The sequence below is a fragment of the Streptomyces sp. S07_1.15 genome (assembly GCF_020739505.1).
Taxonomy (GTDB): domain Bacteria; phylum Actinomycetota; class Actinomycetes; order Streptomycetales; family Streptomycetaceae; genus Streptomyces; species Streptomyces xinghaiensis.
The window spans coordinates 4,844,661-4,866,540 of the sequence record NZ_JAJBZK010000001.1 but is presented as its reverse complement, the minus strand read 5'-3'; the positions used below and the strand labels follow the sequence as shown (position 1 = coordinate 4,866,540).

Genomic DNA, 21,880 nt, shown 5'->3' with positions numbered 1-21,880 from the left:
CAACTCCCCACCCGGTAAACCCTTAACGCCTTCGAATCGCTCACATGCTCTACCGGGCCGAGTCCGGGCATACTGGTGAGGTGATCACCCCCTGGCACGGTGCGGCCGATCCCGACGGGCCGGTGCCGCCGCTGTTCGGTCGTGACGCCTCCGTCGCGCAGGTCGTCGACACCGCGACCTCCCCGGACGCCGCCTCGCTGATCCTGGTCACGGGCCCGGCCGGGATCGGGCGCAGCGCCGTACTGACCGCCGTCCGGGACGAGTTGGCCGCGCGCGGCCTCACCACCCTGACCCTGCGGGTGGCGCGCAACGAGCGCCACCGCCCCTACTCCGTGGCCGCCCGGCTGTCCGCCGAGCTCGCCGTCCTGAACCGGAACGGCGCCCCCGGGCGCACGGCGAAGGCCACCGTCCCGGTGCCGCGCCCGGACGCCGGCCGCCAGCTGGCCGCCGAGCTGCGAGCGGCCGTCACGGCGTGCGACAAGCTCGTCGTCCTCATCGACGACGCGCAGTGGGCCGACCCGGGTTCGCGCGCGGTCCTGCTGCCGGTGCTCCGCACACCGGCGGGCGGCCGGGTCACGTTCGTCTGCGCGCTCCGCCCCTCACCGGCCTCCCCGGAGGCCGCGCCGGAGGCCGACCGGGTGGCGCTGGACCGGCTGCGGGCCGCCGGAGTCGCCGAGGTGGTGACGCTGCGTCCGCTGCGCGAGTCGGAGGTCCGTGCGCTGGTCGCCCGGCGGTTACAGGCCAAGCCGTCCTCGTCGCTGCTCTCGACGCTGCGGCGGGAGTGCCGGGGCAGGCCCGCCGCCGTGCTCGCCGCCGTGGCGGGGTACCGGCGGAGCGGCGCGCTGTGCGTCTTCGACCGGCACGCCTACCTCACCTCCCCGGACCGGCCGCCCTCGCTGCCCGCCGGCCTGCCGCCGGTCGAGGATCTGCGGCACCTGGGCGGGCTGGTCTGGCGGGTGGCCAAGGCGGTGGCCGTGCTGCATCCGCTGGGTCCCGCCGCGACCGGGCTGATCGCCGAGGCGGTGGAGACGGACGAGGACACGGTCCGCGGGGCTCTGGCGGAACTGTGCGCCGAGGGGGTCCTGCGGCAGGGGCCCGAACCGGGCCGCTGGAGGTTCCGGGTGCCGCTGCTCGCGTCCGGGCTGACCACCCGCCTCGGGCCGTACGAGCGGCGCAGGCTCGCCCAGCTGGCGGTCACCGCGATCTGGGCGGGCGACGCCACCGCGGACGGCCGGTACCTCGCCGAGCAACTGGTCACCGCGGGACCGTTCGTGGACTCCCGGCGGGCGTCCGCGGAACTGCTCGCCGCCGGCACCGCCGCCATGCTGGAGGACGGGTACTTCGCGGAGCGCTGGCTGCGCGCCGCCATCGACCTGATCACCGAGCCGGACCGGCGCGCCCGGGCCCTGCTCGCGCACGCCGCCGCCTGCGCCATCCATCTGCGCCACGCCGACGCGCTGGACAGCGCCTGGACGGTGCTGTCCGACCACGCCGGCCTGGTCACCCCGGAGGCCCTGCTCGAAATGGAGATGATCTACGTCGTCTCACTCGGCGGGACCTTCGACAGAGCCGCGCTCACCGAGATCTGCGACGGCGGCTGGCGCTCGCTGCCCGGCGGCGAAGGGCATCGCGTCCTCACCCGGGCCGTCGCCCTGTGCCATCTGGACCGCTGGCGGGAGGCGTACGAGCACCTGACGGCCCAGCGGGACGTCTGGAGCCGGGACAACGACACCGTCGCCGCGCTGGGCCTGCTCTTCAGCGACTGCATCGCGGCCTTCCTCGGCCGGACCGAGTCGTTCTACCGGGCCGTCGCCACTCCGTACCGGTGGCCGCTGTGGACGCAGGCGTCGCGCCACCGCTTCGAGCACCTGTCGCAGCTGGCCCGGGCGCTGATGGCGTTCGGCGAGCTGGACCGGGCCGAACGGATGCTGGCGGCCCACGAGCTGCCCTCCGGCTACCGGCCCGTCCCGGACCGGGTGGTGGCGGACAGCCAGAGCGGGCGCTGGGACCCGGCACTCGACCTGGCACGGCTGGGCCTCGCCACCGGCCTCTCGGTCGGCGACCTGCCCACCCACACCCAGCTGTGCCGGGAGACGAGCGTCATCCTCGGTGCGCGCGGTCAACTGGCACGGGCGCGCGAGGTGATCGAGAGAGCCCGGACCGTACAGCCCGTGATGCTCCACTTTCTGGCCGTACCGGAGTGGTGCCTGGACCAGGCCCTGGGCGCGACCGAGCGGTCCGAGCGGGTCATCGCGGACGCGCTCGCCCTGGCCGTGGAGCGCGGCCTGATCGTCGGCACGGAGGAACTGTGGCTGATGCAGGCCGTGTCGGAACTGGCCGCGGGGGATCAGGCCGCGGCACAGCGGTGCGTGGACGAGGTGAGCAGGGTCGCCGGACTCCTCGGCACCGGCCGGGCCCGGATGTGCCACCTGCTCGCCAAGGCTGTGGTGCACCGCGACCACGCGGCCGCCGACGAGGCGGTACGGCTCGTCCGCCGGCGCGCACAGCCGCTGGAGCAGGCCGACACGATGTCCATGGTGGTCCGCCACGGACTGGCCGACCCGTCGCTGCTGCACGAGGCGTACGCGCTGTACGGCGACCTCGACGCGCTGCTGCGCAGGGCCCAGATGCGGCCCCTGATGCGCGAGCACAAGCTCACCATGGAACGGCAGAGCCGCACCACCGCCGAGAACGAGCGGCTGCTCGCCACCCTGGTCGCCGAGGGTCTGACCAACCGCGAACTGGCCGTCGTGCTGGGCGGCAGCGAGAAGAGCGTGGAGAGCCGGCTGGGCAGGCTGTTCAAACGCACCGGCTACCGCTCCCGGGTCGAACTGGCCTCGGCGATGCTGACGGGCGAGTACCCGGGCTGACACGGGTGAGTCCCGGACACAGGCTGACACAGGCTGCCCCTCCCGGCCGGGCCCGGACCCGCCCGCGCGGCTCCGCGCGGCGCGGGTCCCACCCGGCCGGCGCGGCTCCGCGCGGGCGGGTCTCACCCGGCCGGGGACAGCGCCTCCGCGATCGCCCGCTGCGCCGGGTCGAGGACCGTCGCGCCGCTCTCGGTCTCCCACAGAGAGGTCTGCAGAATCCGGCCCAGCGTCCACCCCCGGGCGCGGGCCCGGTCCAGGCCGAGGATGTCCGTCATCAGGTCGAAGCGGCGGCGGACAGCGCGGGGGACGTCACCGGTGGCCGTGACGTCGTCCCAGCGGTTGCGCAGGGCGGGCAGCAGGTCGAAGCCCGGGTCGCCCGCGAGGGGTTTGGGGTCGATGGCCAGCCAGGGTCCGCGGCCGGAGCCGGGAAGCGGGGCGAGGACGTTCTCGTAGTGCAGGTCCCAGTGGAGCAGCCGGTCACCGGGCTCGCCGGCCAGTTCCCGTACGGCGCCGCCGCAGGCGTCGAGCAGCCGCCGCTCGGCCGGGTCGGCCAGGACGGGCAGCACGGCGGGCAGCCGGCGGAGCATCCCGGCGGCGGCATCGCCCAGCCGCCGCATCCCGGGCGGCGCGGGGTGCGCGGTGAGCCGGGCCAGCAGCTGGGCGAGGATGCACAGGGCGGCCGTGTCGTCCCTGATCCCGGCGAGGGTGCGGGCCGGATCGAGCCGCTCCAGCAGCATCGTCCCGGTCTCCGGGTCGCTCCGGAGCAGCCGCACGGCGCCGTCGCCGTTCCAGGCCCGGAGGGCGTCGGGTTCGCTCGCGGTCTCGTCGGTGACCGGCTGGAGCTTGAGCACCGCCGGCGTGCCGTCCTCGCCGGCCACGGGGACGACGAGCGCGGCGACGCCGTGCGCCACGGGCCCGTCCCGCCGCAGCCGCCACCGGCCGAGATACGACTCGGCGAGCCCGGGCAGCGCGGCCACCCACGCCCGCCCGGCCTCGCCCTCGTACCGGACCTGCGCGGCGGCCAGCGCCTCCGGCACCTCCACGGGCGCCGGACCGCCTTCGCCGGTCCTTCCGTCGGTCGTCAAGGCAGCTCCCGGAGCCTGTTGTGTGCCGCCGGCGGACGGCGCGCAGCGCCCTCCCCGGACGGCGCCGTTCAGGCGTGTGCGATCCGCATGGTGATCTCGGCGATGCGCTCCGCGGAGAGGTCGGGCGGCAGGACCGGCTGGACGAGGTGGCTGACCGTCAGGCGCACCACCGCCTCGACGGCCAGGTCCCGCGAGTGGGCGTCGATCTCGGCCCAGACCTCCGCCGTGTAGGCGGTGAGCATGCCGATGGCGGTGTCCAGTAGGGGCTCGGAGCGGGTCGTCAGGTGGGTGAGCAGATCCTCGTCACCGCCCCGGCTGCTGGTCAGGATGGCCTTGAGCAGCGGATTGTCGGCCGCCGTGCGCAGGGTGTACCCGATGGCGGCGGTGATGGCGGCCCTCATGTCGCCGGGGTGGGCGAGGAGCTGGTCCTGGATGCCGGTGAGAAAGCGTTCCACCTCGCGCATCACCAGTGCCTGGCCGATGGCCGCCTTGGAGCCGTACTCGGTGTAGACGGTTTGCCGGCTCACTCCGGCGGTGGTGGCGATACGGGTCATCTTCAGCCGGTCCCAGCCCTCGGCCGTGACCCGCTCGTAGGCGGCGTCCAGGATCCGTTCCTTGAGCAGGGAACGGACCGACTCTCGATAGCGCGTCATCTCGCCCCCATCTTAACGAGCACTGTCCAACACCTTGACGCTCAATGCGGAACTGTCTAGTTTCTGGACAGTTCACGGCCGAAGTGTCCAATGAAGCGTGTCCAATGAAGCGCGTCCAATGAAGGTGGGTCATGGTGGGGATCTCGTATCCGCCCGGAGCGCCGGCGTCACAGGTGACGTGGCGAGACGGCAAGCGCTACCTGTGGTTGCTCGGACTGGTGCTGCCCGCCTTCCCGTTCGCGGCGTGGGGGCTGGCGGCGGCCACGGGACACGGCGTCTTCTGGTGGCTGCTGCTGCCGGTCGTCTTCGGCGTGATCCCGCTGGTGGACCTGCTCGTCGGCAAGGACTCCGACAATCCGCCCGACAGCGTCCTCGCCTGGCTGGAATCCGACCGGTACTACCGCTGGTGCACCTACCTGTTCCTGCCCCTCCAGTACGCCGGGCTGGTGCTGGCCTGCTGGCTGTGGTCCCGCGGCGGCCTGTCGGCCGTGGACAAGGCGGGGCTGACCGTCACCATCGGCATCGTCGCCGGGTTCGGCATCAACACCGCGCACGAACTCGGCCACAAGAAGGACGCGCTGGAACGCGTGCTGGCACGGATCGCCCTCGCCCAGACCTGCTACGGGCACTTCTACATCGAGCACAACCGCGGCCACCACGTACGGGTCGCCACCCCCGAGGACCCCGCGAGCTCCCGCCTGGGCCAGTCCTTCTGGGCCTTCCTGCCGCGCTCGGTGTACGGCAGCGCCCGCTCGGGCTGGCACCTGGAGAAGCAGCGGCTCGGCCGGCTCGGCAAGAGCCCGTGGAGCCCGCACAACGACGTGCTCAGCGCCTGGGCGATGTCGGCGGCCCTCTTCGCCGTGCTCACCGCCGCGTTCGGGCCGGGCGTGCTGCCGTACCTGGCGGTCCAGGCGGTCATCGGCTTCTGCCTGCTGGAGGTCGTCAACTACCTCGAGCACTACGGGCTGCTGCGGCAGAAGACCCCCTCGGGCCGCTACGAGCGCTGCACCCCGCAGCACAGCTGGAACAGCGACGACATCGCCTCCAACATCTTCCTCTACCACCTGCAGCGGCACAGCGACCACCACGCCAACCCGACCCGCCGCTACCAGGCCCTGCGCCACTTCGAGGAGTCCCCGCAACTGCCCACCGGCTACGCCGGGATGATCCTGCTCGCCGTCGTGCCACCGCTGTGGCGGCGGGTGATGAATCCCCGGCTCCTCGCCCACTACGAGGGTGACGTCACCCGGGCCAACATCCACCCCCGCACCAGGGACAAGGTCCTCGCCCGCCACGGGAGCCGCTGATGAGCCGCTACCTGTGCCCCGTCTGCGGCTACGTGTACGACGAGCTCGCCGGCGCACCGCGCGAGGGATTCCCCGCCGGCACGGCCTGGGCGCAGGTGCCCGACGACTGGCCCTGCCCGGACTGCGGGGTCCGCGAGAAGATCGACTTCGAGGAGCTGGCATGAAGGTCTGGGAATGCCTGGTGTGCGGTTTCGTCTACGACGAGGCGCAGGGCTGGCCCGAGGAGGGCATCGCCCCCGGCACCCGCTGGGAGGACATCCCGGACGACTGGTCCTGCCCCGACTGCGGTGCCGCCAAGGCCGACTTCCAGATGGCCGAGGCGTCCCGTGCCTGAGGCCGCGCCCCGCACCATCGCCGTGGTCGGCACCGGGATCGCGGGCGCGACCGCCGCGCTCACCCTGCGCGAGGAGGGCTTCGACGGCCGCGTCGTCCTGGTCGGTGAGGAACCCCACCCGCCGTACCGGCGTCCGCCGCTGTCCAAGGACCTCGTCAAGCGGGCCCTGACGCCCGAGCGGCTCCGCCTGAAGCCGCCGGCGGCCTGGCAGGAACTCGGCATCGAACTGCGCACCGGCACGAAGGTCACGGGCCTCGCCGGCGGCGCCCTGGAATGCTCCGACGGAAGCCGGCTGCCGTACGACAGACTGCTGCTGGCGACCGGAGGACGCGCCCGCACCCTGCCGTTCACCGCCGGCCACGACCGTGTGCACACGCTGCGCGGCCTCGGCGACGTACCCGCTCTCCGCGCCGATCTGGAGTCCGGCGGACCGCTGCTGGTCATCGGTGCGGGGCTGGTCGGCCTGGAAGTCGCCGCGAGCGCCCGGCTGTCGGGGCTCGACGTCACCGTCCTGGAAGCCGGCGCGGAGCCCCTGCGCCGGGTGCTGCCCGGCCCTCTGCGCCGCGCCGTCTTGGAGCTCCACCGCGCCCACGGGACCCGGGTGCACACCGGGGTGGCGCTCACCCGGCTCGCCCGGCGGGACGGCATGCTCGTGGCGACCGCCCGGGACGGAAGGAGCTGGCCCGCGCGCACGGTGCTGGTCGCCGCCGGCATGCGGCCCGACGTCGAACTGGCCGCCCGGGCGGGCCTGGACGTGGGTGACGGCATACGCGTCGACGCCCTCGGGACGACCAGCGATCCGCGTGTCTTCGCGGCAGGGGACGTCGCGCTGTTTCCCGACCCGGTCCTCGGCCGGCGGGTGCGCGTCGAGCAGTGGAACCACGCCCAGCAGCAGGCCGCCGCCGTCGCGAGGAACATGCTCGGCGCCGGAACACCCTTCGCCGCGGTGCCCTGGACATGGACCGACCAGTACGGCGTGATGCTGCAGATCGCCGGTCATTTCGCCGGCGCCGACACCCTGACGGTGCAGGGGGACCTCGCCGGTTTCGACTTCGCCGCCGTGGCGACGGCGAACGGACGCCCGGTGGGAGCCGCGGCGGCCGGCAGACCCCACGACTTCCGCGCCCTGCGGACCGCCCTCGGCCACCCCTACGACAGCCCGCCCCGAGCCACCGCGCGAACGCCGGCGGTCACCCACGCACTCCTCACGGACGGGCAGCCGGCGGGCCACACCCTCTTGCTGGAGTCCGGGGAGCCGGACGCCCCGGGAACCGGCGAATCACACGCGGCCGCAAGGTGACGCTGTCAACAGGACTACTGACAGGGGCCTCCCGGACACGGGCCTCCCGGACGCGGGCCGCCCGGCGGCGTCCGGGCCCGCCCGCGCGGCCCGCTTCACCGCGGGTTCGCCCACCCCGGGGCACCGCCCCAGGCCGCAAGTACCGCGCGCAAGGGATCACGCCGACTCGGCCGGCCGCAACTCCACCCGGAGATCGAGACCCAGCGCCTGCGCGAGCCGTTCCAGAACAGCCAGGGTGGGCACCGTGCCCCCGCCCTCGAACCTGGCCACCGCGGACTGTGTCATGCCCGCTCGCTCTCCCAGCTCGGCCTGGGTCAGGCCCAGGTCGGTCCTCCGCGCGCGCACCGTCTCCCCGAGCTCGAACCGCAGCCGGGCGGCGGCGTACTCCTCCTCGATCTCCGGGGTGATGATCCGCGCCCGACGGGCTTCGGCAAGGCCGGCGCGCAGTTCTCGGACATCACGCTGCTCCAGCAGGTCGAGACGCATCACGGCTTGGGCCCAGCGTTTGTCGTCGAGCGTGGCCGGCCATGAAGCGACATCCGGTCCCATTCGACCGCTCCCCATTTCATGGCATCGACGCTATATCCACCCCACACCACAGATTTCCGTTCGCCTTGCTCTTCACCCGATCGGGGACAGCGCCTCCCCGACCGCCTTCTGGACCGGATCGAGGGCCGATGCTGGGGCAGCCGACACCCAGCCAGTGCTTCTCAGCAACCGCAGGCAGCGTCCTCGTCCGGCCCGGCGGGGCACGTCAGCGGGTCGGCCGGACGGGCCTCGGTGCCGGCCGCCGTCTCCGTTGCGAATCCCTCGCGGATCCAGTACTCGATGCCGCCGATCATCTCCTTGACGCGGTAGCCGAGCCGGGCGAGTGCGAGTGCCGCCCGGGTGGCCCCGTCGCAGCCCGGGCCCCAGCAGTAGGTGATCACCGGGACTGCCGGGTCCAGCAGTTCAGGGGCGCGGGCGGGGATGACGGCGGTCGGCAGGTGCACCGCGCCCGGGATGTGCCCCTGCTCCCATCCCGCGCTTCCGCGCGAGTCGACCAGGACGAAGCCCGGGGCTCCCGAGGCCAGGGAGGCGTGGACATCGGAGACGTCCGCCTGGAAGGCCAGCCGGGCCGCGAAGAAGGCCGCGGCCTCGGACGGCCCGGCGGGCGGCACCCGCAGGGCCGGGCTGGTGTGCGTGGTGGTGGGTGCGGTGGTCGTCATGCCCGTAACGCTAGATTTCCGGCCGCGAGCCCGGAACCATGGAGCAGTGGCAATTCCCTTGATCCGCCGCCCGTTCCCCGGTATTCACCGGTCATGACCGCTCATTCCACGGACGAGACCGATCTGCGTCTCCTGGAAGCCCTCCAGCGCGACGGACGCGCCTCCTACGCCGAACTGGCCCGCACCGTCTCCATGTCCCCCAGCGCCGTGGCGGAACGAGTCCGGCGGCTGGAGGAGAGCGGCGTGATCAGCGGCTACGCGGCGGTGGTCGACCCCGAACGACTCGGCCTGGACATCCTGGCCTTCGTCCGGCTCCGCTACCCGACCAACAACTACAAGCCCTTCCACGACCTCATCGCCGCGACGCCGGAGATCACCGAGGCACACCACGTCACCGGAGAGGACTGCTTCGTCGTGAAGGTCGTCGCCCGCTCGATGCGCCATCTGGAACGGATCACCGGCCGGATCGCCGGACTCGGCTCCACGACCACCACCGTCGTCTACTCCAGCCCGCTGCGGAGCCGGGCGATCACGGCCGAGGCGCTGGAGAACTGACCGTGCCCGGGTTCTCCGGCCCGGAGAACCCGGGCCGGGAGCCGGCCCTGAGAACCCTGCCGGGAGTCCCCGCCGAGGCTGCGGCTCACCGCCTGCCGGAGCCGCCCTGCCGGTCGAACTCGCCCGCCTTGACGCCCGCGACGAGCCCGGCGAGCGCCGCGCGACTGGCCGTGAGGACGTTTCCGGGGGTGTCGCTCTCCCGCACCAGGAGAGCACCGGGCACACCGGCGATCTCCAGGCAGTTCGGCCCCTCCGCCCCGGAGAACGAGGACTTCTGCCAGTGCACTGGCATCTGCATACCCATCCCTCCGCTGGAGGTCTCTCATCACGCCGGGCGCGTCTCCTGCGCCACAGTGTCGAACTCGCCCGCCTTGACGCCCGCCACAAGCCCGGCAAGCGCCAGTCGACTGGCCATGAAGACGGCCCGGGGCGACTCACTCTCCCGTATGAGAAGACCACCGGGCACACCCGCGATCTCCAGGCAGTTTTCGCCACTGGCTCCGGAGAAAGAGGACTTCTGCCAACACAGCTGTGTACTCATAGGATCTCCGCTCACCTTTCTCGGATGATGCGCTGGATGAGGTCCCGGGAGTCCTCGATGCCGAGGGAGGCGACTTCCGCGATGTCGAGCAACGCCCGGTACTTGTTGAGCTGAGCCTCGGCGTACAGGTAGTGCCCGCCGAAGATGGTGTCCATCTGAACCGTGTCGAGTTGTGGCACGGCTCCTCCCGCGTACAGCAGAGGTTGCGTGGCTTCGAAGAACTCCTCGTTGCGGAAAGGGATGACGCGGACGGTCACGGAGGGCGCCTCGGAGACTTCGAGCACGTAGGCAAGTTGTGCGCCGGCGACCCGTCGGCCGCCGAACCTCATGCGCAAGGCCGCCTCGTGGATGAGTGCGGTGAGTTCGGGCGGATCCGGGCGCTCGAAAATCAGGCGCCGTCTCATGCGGTGCTCCACCCGGGCCTCCAGTTCGGTGTCCGGAAGCGCCGGGACGTCACCGCCGAAGATCGTTCGCGCGTACTCCTCGGTCTGGAGGATGCCCGGAATGGAAACGATCTGCAGGGACCGCAGATAGGTGGCGTGGTGTTCCAATTCCGCGACATCGAGGAAGCCTGGCGGAAGGACTCCTCGGTACTCCTCCCACCAGTGCTGTCCCCGGCGCTCGTTGGCGATGGCGCAGAGCGCGTCGATCAGCGCCCGGTCACCGCAGGCGTAGAAGGCGGCCAGCCGCCGGATGCGCTCCTCGCCGATGCCGATACGACCGGCCTCGATGTTGCTCATCCGCGCCTGGTCCACTCCGAGCAGTGCGCCTGCTTCCCTCGCTGTCCGCCCCGCCCGCTCCCGCAGGATCCTCAACTCGGCCCCGAGCCGGGCCTGCCGGACTGTGGGAGTGACCCTGGGTGGCATGCGTCGGAGAGCCCTTTCTCGCTTCGCCGGTCCGCTGAACCTGTGCCGCGTAGCTATACCACGCCCCCACTCACACGAGTGAAAAGTCCAGTGAATCCTTGTACCGGTACATACATGCACCTACGGTCTGTGCTCGTACCGCTACGCACGCCGGTAAATCCGCAGCGCGGCCGGTCCGCGCGTTGCGGACCGGCAGAGCCACGGTGGCGGGCGCCCGGTGGCCGCATCTCGCCAAGACCCTTTACCGGAGGACCCGTTGAGCACGCCCGTTCTCGTCAGCCCCCATGCCGACGCCCCCGTCCGCTCGTATTCCATGCAGGCACCGAACATCCCCGAGACCGCCAAGGTCGCCCGGGACATGCTCACCGGGCTGCTCACGGTCACCGGGCACACGCCGCTCGTCGAGCTGGCGCGGCTGCTCGTCTCGGAGGTGGTCTCCAACGTTCATCTGCACACGAAGGTGAGCCGGCTGACGCTCGAAGCGACCGTTCAGGCCGACCGGTTGAGGGTCTCCGTGCGGGACGACGACCCGTGCGGCATGCCCCGGCCGCAGGCGGCGCAAGGGGACGGCATGGCGCCGGAGTTCGCGCCCGAGACGGCGGAGCACGGGCGCGGGCTGCTGCTCGTCCAGGCGTGCGCCGACGACTGGGGAACCATGTGGCATGGCGGACGGCCGCCCACCGGGAAGAGCGTGTGGTTCCAGCTCGTCGACCGGGGCGGGCGGTGACAGGGCGGTCACCGGCCCGGGAGCCCGCGGCGGGCCGTCCGCCGGTCTCCGGGTCAGCCGCGGGCCGCCGCGATCTGGCGGGCCATGATCGTGGTCAGTTCGTACGCCGTGTGGGAGGCCGCGACCGAGGTGATCTCCGCGTGGTCGTACGCCGGGGCGACCTCCACCAGGTCCGCCGAGACCAGATGGCAGCCGGCCAGGCCGCGCAGGATCTCCAGCAGTTCGCGGGAGGTCAGGCCGCCGGCCTCCGGGGTGCCGGTGCCGGGGGCGTGGGCCGGGTCCAGGACGTCGATGTCGATGGAGATGTAGAGCGGGCGGTCGCCGATGCGTTCGCGGAGCTGCTGGGCGATCTCGTCCACGCCGCGCCGCATCACATCGGCCGAGGTGACGATGCCGAAGCCCATCTTCTCGTCCTCGTCCAGGTCCTTCCGGCCGTACAGCGGGCCGCGGATGCCGACGTGGGAGAGGGCCGAGGTGTCGAGGATGCCCTCCTCGACGGCCCGGCGGAACGGGGTGCCGTGGGTGTACTCGGCGCCGAAGTAGGTGTCCCAGGTGTCCAGGTGGGCGTCGAAGTGCAGCAGGGCGACCGGGCCGTGCCGGCGGGCGGCCGCGCGCAGCAGCGGCAGGGCGATGGTGTGGTCGCCGCCGAGGGTCATCATCCGGGCGCCGGTGGAGAGGATGCCGTCGGCCGCGGCCTCGATCGTCTCGACGGCCTCGTTGATGTTGAACGGGTTGGCGGCGATGTCGCCGGCGTCGGCCACCTGCGCCAGCGCGAAGGGGGAGGCGTCCTGCGCCGGGTTGTACGGGCGCAGCAGCCGGGACGCCTCGCGGACGGCGTTGCCGCCGAAGCGGGCGCCGGGCCGGTAGGAGACGCCGCTGTCGAAGGGCACGCCGACCACCGCGACGTCCGCGGTGCCGCCGACCTCGTCGATCCGGGGCAGCCGCGCGAAGGTGGCGGGCCCGGCGTAGCGCGGGACGCGCGAGGAGTCGACGGGGCCCCGGGGCGGTCCGCCGCGCCCACCGGCGGCGGCGCTGCCGGCTCCGGCCTCCCGGCCGTCCGGGCGCCCGGCCCCGTCCGGGCCGCGGACCTCGTCCCGGGCCTGGGCCTCGTCCCGGCCCTGGGCCTCGTCCTGGTGGCTGCGGTCGGCTGAGGTCATGCGCGGGGCCTCTGCTCTCGGCGGTCGGGTGCGGCTGCGGTCCCCCCGAGCCTAAGCAGAACGCCGGATTCCGCACATGTACGTTTGCGAGTGGCCCCGCGCGCTATTTGGACAGGACGGCCATCCCCTGTCCGTACGGGTCACAATGGCCCTATGCCGATACCCAGCCCCGCCCCCGGCCGCGCCGAGCTGATCGACCACCTCGTCCGTACGCGGATCGCGGGCAATGTGGCCACGCCCCGGGACAACAACCTGTCCCACTACCGCAAGCTCGCCAACGGCGACCGCCACTACTGGCTCGGGCTGGAGCTCGGCGACCGGTGGACCGACGAGCAGGATGTGCTGGCGGTGATGGCGGAGCGCTGCGGCGTCGTGGACGACCCGGGCCACCGCGCCGGCCAGGACACGATCGACCCGGGGCTGACGGTGGACGCGCTGGACCGGATGGCGGCCGTGCTGCGCAAGTCCGCCGGGGAGGGCCACCGGGTGCTCTTCGCGACCGGGCACCCGGGCGGGCTGCTTGACGTGCACCGCACCGTCGCGGCCGGGATGCGGGCGGCGGGCTGCGAGGTCATGGAGATCCCGGGCGGCCTGCGGGCCGATGAGGGATTCGTCGTCCAGTTCGCCGACGTGGCGGTGCTGGAGCGCGGTGCCACCCTCTGGCACACCCACTCCCCCGCGCCGATGGCCGCGATCCTCGACGCCCTGGAGCGCGCGGGCCGGCCCCTGCCGGATCTGGTGGTGGCGGACCACGGCTGGGCGGGCTGCGCGGGCCAGCGCGGCGTCGAGGCGGTGGGGTTCGCCGACTGCAACGACCCGGCGCTGTTCCTGGGCGAGGCGGAGGGCACCCTCGCCGTCACGGTCCCGCTGGACGACCACGTCCTCGACCCGCGCTTCTACGACCCGATGACCGCGTATCTGCTGGACGCGGCCGGCCTCCGGGGCCTGTCCGGCCCCTAGCCGGGGAGAGCGCCGGAGGGGCGGGAAACGGAACGGGAGGGCCGGTGCCCCATGGTCCAGGGAACCGGCCCTCCCGCACCTGTACGGCCCGGACGGGGCCGCCGTCCGTCTCCACGGCGGCCCCGCCGGACCCGGTCACGGGACACCTCACACCCGAGGCACCCGGACCAGCCCTTCTTGGATGACGGTCACCGCGAGGCGGCCGTCGGCGGTGTAGATACGGGCCTGTCCCAGCCCCCGCCCGCCGGAGGACGAGGGGCTGCTCTGGTCATACAGCAGCCACTCGTCCGCACGGAAGGGGCGGTGGAACCACATGGCGTGGTCCAGGCTCGCGCCGACCACGTCGCCGACCGCCCAGCCGCCGCGCCCGTGGGCGAGGAGCACCGAGTCGAGCAGCGTCATGTCGGAGACATAGGTGGCGAGGCAGACGTGGAGCAGCGGTGCGTCGATCTCCCCGCCCAGCTTGCCGTTCGTCCGGAACCATACCTGGGAGCGGGGCTCGCGCGGACCCTGCGCGGCGGTGGCGTAGGGCGGCTCGTCGACGTAGCGCAGATCGACGGCCGAGCGGGCCTCCAGCATCCGGTCCACGACGCCCGGGTCGCTGAAGAGATGCGCGTGCTTGGGCAGCAGCTCGGCCGCCGTCGGCAGGGTCTCCGGGTCGGGCGCGGCGGGCATCGGCTCCTGGTGCTCCAGCCCCTCCTCGTGGAGCTGGAAGGAGGCCGAGAGGTGGAAGATCGGCTTGCCGTGCTGCACCGCCACCACCCGGCGGGTGGTGAAGGAGCGGCCGTCGCGGATGCGGTCGACGGTGTAGACGATCGGCGCCCCGGGGTCGCCCGGCCGCAGGAAGTACGCGTGCAGCGAGTGCGCGGGGCGGTCCGGCTCCACCGTGCGGCCCGCGGCGACCAGCGCCTGGGCGGCCACCTGGCCGCCGAAGACGCGGGGGATCACCGCGGGCCGGCTGGCGCCGCGGAAGATGTTCTCCTCGATCCGTTCCAGATCGAGCAGATCGAGGAGACTCCGGAGTGCTTCGCTCATGTCGTCTGTGCGCTCAGCTGCGGGTGAGGGAGGCGGGCCCCGCCCTCACAGCCCGATCGACTTGGCGACGATGGTGCGCATGACCTCGCTGGTGCCGCCGTAGATGCGGTTGACGCGGTTGTCCGCGTAGAGGCGGGCGATGGGGTACTCCATCATGTAGCCGTAACCGCCGTGCAGCTGGAGGCACTTGTCGATGACCTCGGCGGCCTTCTCGGTGCAGAACAGCTTGGCGGAGGCGGCGTCGGCGGCGGTCAGCTCACCGGCGTCGTGGGCGTCGAGGGCGCGGTCGACCACGGCCTCCATGGCGTCCACGTCGGCCTTGCAGTCGGCCAGCACGAACTTGGTGTTCTGGAACGCGGCCACGGGCTTGCCGAAGACCGTGCGGTCCCGGACGTACTCCTTGGCGAAGTTGACAGCCGCGGCGGCCTGCGCGTAGGCGCCCATGGCGATGGCGAGGCGCTCCTGCGGCAGGTTCTGGCCGAGGTAGGAGAAGCCCTTGCCCTCCTCGCCGAGCAGGTCCTCGGCGGGCACCTTGACGTCCGTGAAGGACAGCTCGGCGGTGTCGGAGGTCTTCAGGCCCAGCTTCTCCAGCTTGCGGCCGACCGCGTAGCCCTCGGACTTGGTGTCGACGACGAAGAGGGAGATGCCGGCGCGGCGGTCCTCCGGGTTCAGCGGGGAGGTGCGGGCGCAGACGATCACGCGGTCGGCGTGGACACCGCCGGTGATGAAGGTCTTGGCGCCGTTGAGGACGTAGTGGCTGCCGTCCTCGGAGAGCTTGGCGGTGGTCTTCATGCCGGCCAGGTCGGAGCCGGTGCCCGGCTCGGTCATGGCGATGGCGAACATCATCTCGCCGGTGACGAACTTCGGCAGCCAGCGCTTCTTCTGCTCGTCGGTGGCGTACGCCTGCAGGTACGGCAGGCAGAGCCCGACGTGCACGCTGCTGCCGCCGAAGCTGACGCCGGCGCGGGCGCTCTCCTCGGCGATGATCGCCTGGAACTTGAAGCTGTGCTCGCCGGCGCCGCCGAACTCCTCGGGCACCTCGATGCCGAAGATGCCCAGCTCACCGAGTTTGTAGTAGAACTCGCGCGGAGCCTGGCCGGCCTCCAGCCACTGGTCGTAGACGGGGACGACCTCGGCGGCGATGAAATCGCGAATGGTCTCCCGGAACGCTTCCTGGTCCTCGTTGAACACCGTGCGACGCATCTCCGCACGCCTCCCTCTGCTGGAACCCCGGTGGTGGGCGGACCGGTGCCGGTCCGGGCAAGGCTCACCCGCATCCATGTCTAAGCGCTTGCTCAGGGAAAGCTACCCGGCAGTTACCCACACTGTCCAGAGACGTCCGTCACGGTCCGCGGAAAGAAGCGGGCGCGGACGGAGGCGGCGGCCGAGGGGGAACGGGGACGGGAGCGGCGGGGGACGGAGGCGGGAGCAGCAGGGGAACGGAGGCGGTTCCCGCCGCTCACAGGGCCGGCACGGCCGCGTCGAAGGCCCCGCGCGCCAGCCGGTGCAGCAGGGCCGCCATCGGCTCGCGCCCCGAGAGGGCGCCCGGGCTGCCGAGGTGCGGGGTGGAGTTGAGCAGGCCGAAGACGGCGTGCACGGAGGCGCGGGCCTCGTCCTCGGTGATGTCCGGATAGGCGTCGCGGACGACACCGACCCACAGCTCGACGTACTGCCGCTGGAACTGGCGGACCAGCTTGCGGTCGCTCTCCCGCAGCCGGTCCAGCTCCCGGTCGTGGAGGACGATCAGCGCCCGGTCGTCGAGGGCGAAGTCGATGTGGCCGTCGATGAGCGAGTCCAGCACGGCACCGGGCGGCCCGGCCGTCTCGGCGACCCGGCGCCGGCCGCCGTGCAGCAGCCGGCTGCTGATGCCGACCAGCAGTTCGGCGAGCATCGCCTCCTTGCCCGGGAAGTGGCGGTACAGACCGGGGCCGCTGATACCGACGGCCGCCCCTATCTCGTCCACACCGACGCCGTGGAAGCCGCGCTCGGCGAAGAGGCGCGCGGCCTCCCTGAGGATCTGCTCGCGGCGGGTGGGAGCCGCGCCCGTGGCGGCAGCGGGGGGAGTCATGAAGGCATTCTAGACAACGGGGGTTAGCGGTCGTTAACCTGAAGCCGGACGTTAACGCTCATTAACCCCTCTGCCCGGAGGGCCGGGGCCGTGCACCGCACCCCTGGGCACGCCCGGGCACCGGCGGGGCCGTGCGGACCGTCCAGGGGCGCACGCGGACCGGCGGCCGCCCACAGCACCACCGCGCACGAGCACCGAACGAGCACCGAACGAGCACAGAGCACTGACCGAGCAAGGGAGCTCGACCATGCAGCAGGCACCCGTGCTGAGGAGCGCCGCCGATCCGGCGTCCGCGGCCTGGCGGGCCAACGAGGCGGCGCACCGCGAGCTGGCGGCGGAGCTGCGGGAGCGGCTGGCCGCGGCCCGGCTGGGCGGCGGCGAGAAGGCCCGCGCCCGCCACACCGCCCGCGGCAAGCTGCTCCCCCGGGACCGGGTGGACGCGCTGCTCGACCCGGGCTCGCCGTTCCTGGAGCTGGCCCCGCTGGCCGCCGAGGGCCTGTACGGCGGCGCGGCCCCGGCGGCCGGGGTGATCGCGGGCATCGGGCGGGTCTCCGGCCGCGAAGTGGTGATCGTCGCCAACGACGCCACCGTCAAGGGCGGCACGTACTACCCGATGACGGTGAAGAAGCACCTCCGGGCCCAGGAGGTGGCGCTGGAGAACCGCCTGCCGTGCCTCTATCTGGTCGACTCCGGCGGCGCCTTCCTCCCCCTCCAGGACGAGGTCTTCCCCGACCGCGAGCACTTCGGCCGGATCTTCTACAACCAGGCCCGGATGTCCGGTGCCGGCATCCCGCAGATCGCGGCGGTGCTGGGCTCCTGCACGGCCGGCGGGGCCTACGTCCCGGCCATGAGCGACGAGGCCGTCATCGTCCGCGGCCAGGGCACGATCTTCCTCGGCGGCCCGCCGCTGGTGAAGGCCGCCACCGGTGAGGTCGTCACGGCCGAGGAGCTGGGCGGCGGCGAGGTCCACTCCCGGATCTCCGGGGTCACCGACCATCTCGCGGAGGACGACGCCCACGCCCTCCGCATCACCCGCACCATCGTCTCCACCCTCCCGGAGCGCGGGCCGCTGCCCTGGTCCGTGGAGCCGGCCGAGGAGCCGGCGGTGGACCCGGCCGGGCTCTACGGCGCCGTCCCCGCCGACTCCCGCACCCCCTACGACGTCCGCGAGGTGATCGCCCGGATCACGGACGGCTCGCGCTTCGCCGAGTTCAAGGCGGAGTACGGCCAGACCCTCGTCACCGGCTTCGCCCGGATCCACGGCCACCCGGTCGGCATCGTCGCCAACAACGGCATCCTGTTCTCCGAATCCGCCCAGAAGGGCGCCCACTTCATCGAGCTGTGCGACCAGCGCGGCATCCCGCTGCTCTTCCTGCAGAACATCTCCGGCTTCATGGTCGGCCGGGACTACGAGGCCGGCGGCATCGCCAAGCACGGCGCCAAGATGGTCACCGCCGTCGCCTGCACCCGGGTGCCCAAGCTGACGGTCGTGATAGGCGGTTCCTACGGCGCGGGCAACTACTCCATGTGCGGCCGGGCCTACTCACCGCGGTTCCTGTGGATGTGGCCCAACGCCAAGATCTCCGTGATGGGCGGCGAGCAGGCGGCCTCCGTGCTGGCCACCGTCAAACGCGACCAGCTGGAGGCGCGCGGCGAGGAGTGGTCCGCGGAGGACGAGGAGGCGTTCCGCGCCCCCATCCGCGAGCAGTACGACACCCAGGGCAACGCCTACTACGCCACCGCCCGGCTCTGGGACGACGGCGTGATCGACCCGCTGGAGACCCGCCAGGTCCTGGGCCTCGCCCTCACCGCCTGCGCCAACGCGCCGCTGGCGCAGCGGGACCCGGCCGCACCCGGCTACGGCGTCTTCCGGATGTGACGGGGCGGCGGACGAGATGACAACGGAGATGACGACGATGTTCGAGTCCGTACTGGTCGCCAACCGGGGCGAGATCGCGGTCCGCGTGATCCGCACCCTGCGCCGGCTGGGGGTGCGGTCGGTCGCCGTGTTCAGCGACGCCGACGCGGGGGCCCGCCATGTGCGGGAGGCCGACACGGCCGTCCGGATCGGTCCCACGGCCGCCGCCGAGAGCTATCTGTCGGTGGAGCGGCTGCTCGGCGCCGCCGCCCGCAGCGGCGCACAGGCCGTCCACCCCGGCTACGGCTTCCTCGCCGAGAACGCCGCCTTCGCCCGCGCCTGCGAGGAGGCCGGCCTGGTCTTCATCGGCCCGCCCCCGGGCGCGATCGAGCTGATGGGCGACAAGATCCGCGCCAAGGAGACGGTCCGGGCCGCCGGGGTCCCGGTCGTCCCCGGCTCCTCCGGCAGCGGGCTCACCGACGCCGAACTGGCAGCGGCGGCCCGGGAGATCGGTATGCCCGTGCTGCTGAAGCCCTCGGCGGGCGGCGGCGGCAAGGGCATGCGGCTGGTCCGCTCCGAGGAGGTGCTCGCCGAGGAGATCGCCGCCGCACGGCGCGAGGCTCGCGGCTCCTTCGGGGACGACACCCTCCTCGTGGAGCGGTGGATCGACCGGCCCCGGCACATCGAGATCCAGCTGCTGGCCGACGGCCACGGCAACGTCGTCCACCTCGGTGAGCGCGAGTGCTCCCTCCAGCGCCGCCATCAGAAGATCGTCGAGGAGGCCCCCAGCCCGCTGCTCGACGAGGCCACCCGGGCCGCCATGGGCGAGGCCGCCGTGCAGGCCGCCCGCTCCTGCGGCTACCGGGGAGCGGGCACCGTCGAGTTCATCGTCCCGGGCAACGACCCCTCCGCGTACTACTTCATGGAGATGAACACCCGCCTCCAGGTCGAGCATCCGGTCACCGAACTCGTCACCGGCCTGGACCTGGTGGAGTGGCAGCTGCGGGCCGCCGCCGGGGAGCCGCTCGGCTTCGGCCAGCAGGACATACGGCTCACCGGGCACGCGGTCGAGGCCCGGCTCTGCGCGGAGACCGCCCGCGCGGCGGACGGCGGCCGGGTGGACTTCCTGCCCTCGGCCGGCACGGTCCGCCTGCTCCGCGAACCGGCGGGCGAGGGCGTGCGCGTCGACTCCGGCCTCTCCCCCGGCACCGAGGTCGGGACGGCGTACGACCCGATGCTCGCCAAGGTGATCGCCCACGGCCCGGACCGCGCCACCGCCCTGCGGCGGCTGCGCGCCGCGCTCGCCGGGACGGACGTCCTCGGGGTGGACACCAACGCCGGCTTCCTGCGCCGGCTGCTGGCCCACCCGGAGGTGGTGTCGGGCGAGATGGACACCGGACTCGTCGACCGCGACGCCGCCTCGCTGCTGCGGCCGTCCGTACCGGCGGAGGTGTACGCGGCGGCGGCACTGCTCCGCCACGCGGCCCTGGCCCCGAGCGGGAGCGCGGGCGGGAGCACGGGCGGGAGCGCGGACGCGGGACGCGCCCCCGGGGGAGCCGGCGGGCCCGGTGCCCCGGGCGGTGCGGCCGGTGACGCGGCGGGGGCGCCCGGTGCGGCGTCCGGTGGCCCGGAGGGCTCCGGGGGCCGTCCGGGATGGACGGACCCGTTCTCCGTACCGAGCGGCTGGCGGCTGGGCGGCACACCGGCCTGGACACCGCACCCCGTCGGGATCCCCGGCCACGAGCCGGTGACCGTCCACGTCCGGGGCCCGCTGCACGCCGCGGAGATCCGCATGGTGGAACCGGCCGCCACCCCGGCGGCCACGCCCGCACCCGCCGGGACCGCGCCCGCCGCGGGGCCGGAGGGAGCGGGGCCGGACGGAGCGGTCCGGGCCCGGCTCGTCCCCGGCAGCGACGGGCCGGCAGCGCCCGGCACCCGGCTGCTGCTGGAGTACGCGGGCGTCACCCACGTCTTCCACCACGCGCCGGACGGTGCCGGAGGGCACTGGCTGGGCCGGGACGGCGACGCCTGGCACGCCACCGCCCACGACCCCGTGGCCGCCGCCCTGCGCGGCGGCGCGGGCGCCGGGCAGGCCGGGGCCCTCACCGCCCCGATGCCCGGCACCGTCACCGTCGTCAAGGCGGCCGTCGGTGACGCCGTCACCGCCGGGCAGAGTCTGCTGGTCGTGGAGGCGATGAAGATGGAGCACGTCATCGCCGCACCGCACGACGGCACCGTCACCGAACTCGACGTGACAGCCGGCAGCACCGTCGCCATGGACCAGGTCCTGGCGGTCGTCGCACCGCACGAGCCGGCCGCGACCGCCGCGACCGCCGATGGCGGACCGGCCGTCCCGGCCGCCGCGATCACCGAGGAGGCGAGCGATGTCCCTTCCTGACGGACTCCCCATGACCGTCCCCGCCCCCGGCCTGCCCGCCCGGGTCCGTATCCACGAGGTGGGCCCCCGGGACGGCCTCCAGAACGAACAGGCCGTCGTACCGGTCGAGATCAAGGCCGAGTTCATCAAGCGGCTGGCCGCGGCCGGGCTGGACACCATCGAGGCCACCAGCTTCGTCCACCCCCGATGGGTGCCCCAACTGGCCGACGCCGAGCAGCTGATGCCCCTGCTCGCCGGCCCGGAGCTGCCCGCCGGGACACGGCTGCCGGTCCTCGTCCCCAACGACCGGGGGCTGGAACGGGCGCTGGCGCTCGGGGTGCGGGAGGTCGCCGTCTTCGGCAGCGCCACCGAGTCCTTCGCCAAGGCCAACCTCAACCGGACGGTGGACGAGTCGCTCGCCATGTTCGAGCCGGTGGTCGCCAGGGCCGCCGCGGCGGGCCTGCGCGTCCGCGGCTATCTCTCCATGTGCTTCGGCGACCCCTGGGAAGGAGCCGTTCCGGTCGACCAGGTGGCCGGGGTCAGCCGGCGGCTCCTCGACCTGGGCTGCGACGAACTGAGCCTCGGCGACACCATCGGCGTGGCCACCCCCGGCCATGTCGCGGCGCTGCTGACCGCGCTCGGCGCGGCCGGGGTGCCCGCCGGACGGCTCGCCGTCCACTTCCACGACACCTACGGCCAGGCCCTCGCCAACACCCTCGCCGCCCTCCAGCAGGGCGTCACCACCGTCGATTCCTCCGCGGGCGGCCTCGGCGGCTGCCCCTACGCCAAGAGCGCCACCGGGAACCTCGCCACCGAGGACCTGGTCTGGATGCTGCACGGCCTCGGCATCGAGACCGGGGTCGATCTCGGCCGTCTCACCGCCACCAGCGTGTGGATGGCCGCCCACCTGGGCCGACCCAGCCCGTCCCGCACCGTCCGCGCCCTCGCGGGCACCCCCTCCCACCAGGAGAACTGAAGC

Annotated in this window: 22 protein-coding genes; 11 read left to right on the top strand and 11 right to left on the bottom strand. The window is 73.2% G+C overall.

Annotation, left to right across the window (positions count from 1 at the left end; genetic code table 11):
- Positions 1–80: 80 nt before the first annotated feature.
- Positions 81–2,870, top strand: a complete 2,790-nt coding sequence (locus tag LIX60_RS20950) for an AAA family ATPase (protein WP_227959856.1) — start codon at positions 81–83, stop codon at positions 2,868–2,870.
- Between the two features lie 122 nt (positions 2,871–2,992).
- On the opposite strand, the gene LIX60_RS20945 is transcribed toward LIX60_RS20950, so the two are convergent.
- Both LIX60_RS20945 and LIX60_RS20940 read right to left on the bottom strand, forming a co-directional pair.
- A complete protein-coding gene (locus tag LIX60_RS20945; RefSeq protein ID WP_227962847.1) occupies positions 2,993–3,913 on the bottom strand; it encodes an aminoglycoside phosphotransferase family protein in 921 nt (306 codons plus the stop codon).
- A gap of 110 nt (positions 3,914–4,023) precedes the next feature.
- Positions 4,024–4,608, bottom strand: a complete 585-nt coding sequence (locus LIX60_RS20940) for a TetR family transcriptional regulator (RefSeq protein WP_227959855.1) — start codon at positions 4,606–4,608, stop codon at positions 4,024–4,026.
- A gap of 131 nt (positions 4,609–4,739) precedes the next feature.
- On the opposite strand from LIX60_RS20940, the gene LIX60_RS20935 reads away from it, so the two are divergent.
- From LIX60_RS20935 to LIX60_RS31780, 4 genes are read left to right on the top strand one after another with little or no spacing between them, the layout of a single operon-like run.
- Complete coding sequence (locus LIX60_RS20935; protein ID WP_227959854.1) at positions 4,740–5,915, top strand: alkane 1-monooxygenase; 1,176 nt, start codon at positions 4,740–4,742, stop codon at positions 5,913–5,915.
- Positions 5,915–6,079, top strand: coding sequence for a rubredoxin (locus tag LIX60_RS20930; RefSeq protein WP_227959853.1), 165 nt, complete (start codon positions 5,915–5,917; stop codon positions 6,077–6,079). The genes LIX60_RS20935 and LIX60_RS20930 overlap by 1 nt, the downstream gene beginning before the upstream one ends.
- Complete coding sequence (locus tag LIX60_RS20925) at positions 6,076–6,249, top strand: rubredoxin (RefSeq protein ID WP_227959852.1); 174 nt, start codon at positions 6,076–6,078, stop codon at positions 6,247–6,249. Before LIX60_RS20930 ends, LIX60_RS20925 begins: the two co-directional genes overlap by 4 nt.
- A complete protein-coding gene (locus LIX60_RS31780) occupies positions 6,242–7,549 on the top strand; it encodes an FAD-dependent oxidoreductase (protein WP_227959851.1) in 1,308 nt (435 codons plus the stop codon). Before LIX60_RS20925 ends, LIX60_RS31780 begins: the two co-directional genes overlap by 8 nt.
- A 156-nt stretch (positions 7,550–7,705) precedes the next feature.
- On the opposite strand, the gene LIX60_RS20915 is transcribed toward LIX60_RS31780, so the two are convergent.
- Both LIX60_RS20915 and LIX60_RS20910 read right to left on the bottom strand, forming a co-directional pair.
- Positions 7,706–8,098, bottom strand: a complete 393-nt coding sequence (locus LIX60_RS20915; RefSeq protein WP_227959850.1) for a helix-turn-helix domain-containing protein — start codon at positions 8,096–8,098, stop codon at positions 7,706–7,708.
- 161 nt (positions 8,099–8,259) lie between these two features.
- A complete protein-coding gene (locus LIX60_RS20910; RefSeq protein WP_227959849.1) occupies positions 8,260–8,757 on the bottom strand; it encodes a rhodanese-like domain-containing protein in 498 nt (165 codons plus the stop codon).
- A 93-nt stretch (positions 8,758–8,850) separates the two neighbouring features.
- On the opposite strand from LIX60_RS20910, the gene LIX60_RS20905 reads away from it, so the two are divergent.
- Positions 8,851–9,312, top strand: coding sequence for an Lrp/AsnC family transcriptional regulator (locus LIX60_RS20905; RefSeq protein ID WP_227959848.1), 462 nt, complete (start codon positions 8,851–8,853; stop codon positions 9,310–9,312).
- Between the two features lie 85 nt (positions 9,313–9,397).
- On the opposite strand, the gene LIX60_RS20900 is transcribed toward LIX60_RS20905, so the two are convergent.
- The 3 genes from LIX60_RS20900 to LIX60_RS20890 are packed head-to-tail and all read right to left on the bottom strand — an operon-like array spanning position 9,398 to position 10,719.
- Positions 9,398–9,610: a DUF397 domain-containing protein gene (locus tag LIX60_RS20900; protein ID WP_227959847.1), complete on the bottom strand. Its 213-nt coding sequence runs from the start codon at positions 9,608–9,610 to the stop codon at positions 9,398–9,400.
- A gap of 27 nt (positions 9,611–9,637) precedes the next feature.
- Positions 9,638–9,853 carry a DUF397 domain-containing protein gene (locus LIX60_RS20895; protein WP_227959846.1) on the bottom strand — a complete coding sequence of 72 codons (216 nt, stop codon included), beginning with the start codon at positions 9,851–9,853 and terminating at the stop codon, positions 9,638–9,640.
- 11 nt (positions 9,854–9,864) lie between these two features.
- Positions 9,865–10,719: a helix-turn-helix transcriptional regulator gene (locus LIX60_RS20890; RefSeq protein WP_227959845.1), complete on the bottom strand. Its 855-nt coding sequence runs from the start codon at positions 10,717–10,719 to the stop codon at positions 9,865–9,867.
- 256 nt (positions 10,720–10,975) lie between these two features.
- Between LIX60_RS20890 and LIX60_RS20885 the strand changes: the two genes are divergently transcribed.
- Positions 10,976–11,446: an ATP-binding protein gene (locus tag LIX60_RS20885; RefSeq protein WP_227959844.1), complete on the top strand. Its 471-nt coding sequence runs from the start codon at positions 10,976–10,978 to the stop codon at positions 11,444–11,446.
- A gap of 53 nt (positions 11,447–11,499) precedes the next feature.
- Here LIX60_RS20885 and speB read toward each other — a convergent pair whose 3' ends face one another.
- Positions 11,500–12,603: an agmatinase gene (gene speB / locus LIX60_RS20880; RefSeq protein ID WP_227959843.1), complete on the bottom strand. Its 1,104-nt coding sequence runs from the start codon at positions 12,601–12,603 to the stop codon at positions 11,500–11,502.
- A 153-nt stretch (positions 12,604–12,756) separates the two neighbouring features.
- Here speB and LIX60_RS20875 point away from each other — a divergent pair, with 153 nt between their 5' ends.
- Entirely contained in the window at positions 12,757–13,563 is an 807-nt protein-coding gene (locus tag LIX60_RS20875; RefSeq protein WP_227959842.1) for a phosphatase, read from the top strand.
- A 147-nt stretch (positions 13,564–13,710) separates the two neighbouring features.
- On the opposite strand, the gene LIX60_RS20870 is transcribed toward LIX60_RS20875, so the two are convergent.
- The 3 genes from LIX60_RS20870 to LIX60_RS20860 all read right to left on the bottom strand — a co-directional run bounded on the left by LIX60_RS20870 (position 13,711) and on the right by LIX60_RS20860 (position 16,666).
- Complete coding sequence (locus LIX60_RS20870; protein ID WP_227959841.1) at positions 13,711–14,598, bottom strand: acyl-CoA thioesterase II; 888 nt, start codon at positions 14,596–14,598, stop codon at positions 13,711–13,713.
- Between the two features lie 45 nt (positions 14,599–14,643).
- Positions 14,644–15,801 carry an acyl-CoA dehydrogenase family protein gene (locus tag LIX60_RS20865; RefSeq protein WP_227959840.1) on the bottom strand — a complete coding sequence of 386 codons (1,158 nt, stop codon included), beginning with the start codon at positions 15,799–15,801 and terminating at the stop codon, positions 14,644–14,646.
- Between the two features lie 256 nt (positions 15,802–16,057).
- Positions 16,058–16,666 (bottom strand): TetR/AcrR family transcriptional regulator, encoded by a 609-nt coding sequence (locus LIX60_RS20860; protein WP_043467084.1) that lies wholly within the window; start codon positions 16,664–16,666, stop codon positions 16,058–16,060.
- Between the two features lie 247 nt (positions 16,667–16,913).
- Here LIX60_RS20860 and LIX60_RS20855 point away from each other — a divergent pair, with 247 nt between their 5' ends.
- Genes LIX60_RS20855 through LIX60_RS20845 form a run of 3 tightly spaced genes read left to right on the top strand, consistent with a single transcriptional unit; the run spans position 16,914 to position 21,877 of the window.
- Positions 16,914–18,545, top strand: a complete 1,632-nt coding sequence (locus LIX60_RS20855; RefSeq protein ID WP_227959839.1) for a carboxyl transferase domain-containing protein — start codon at positions 16,914–16,916, stop codon at positions 18,543–18,545.
- Between the two features lie 37 nt (positions 18,546–18,582).
- Positions 18,583–20,922, top strand: coding sequence for a biotin carboxylase N-terminal domain-containing protein (locus LIX60_RS20850; RefSeq protein ID WP_227962846.1), 2,340 nt, complete (start codon positions 18,583–18,585; stop codon positions 20,920–20,922).
- Entirely contained in the window at positions 20,909–21,877 is a 969-nt protein-coding gene (locus tag LIX60_RS20845; protein WP_227959838.1) for a hydroxymethylglutaryl-CoA lyase, read from the top strand. The genes LIX60_RS20850 and LIX60_RS20845 overlap by 14 nt, the downstream gene beginning before the upstream one ends.
- The last annotated feature ends 3 nt before the right edge of the window (positions 21,878–21,880 follow it).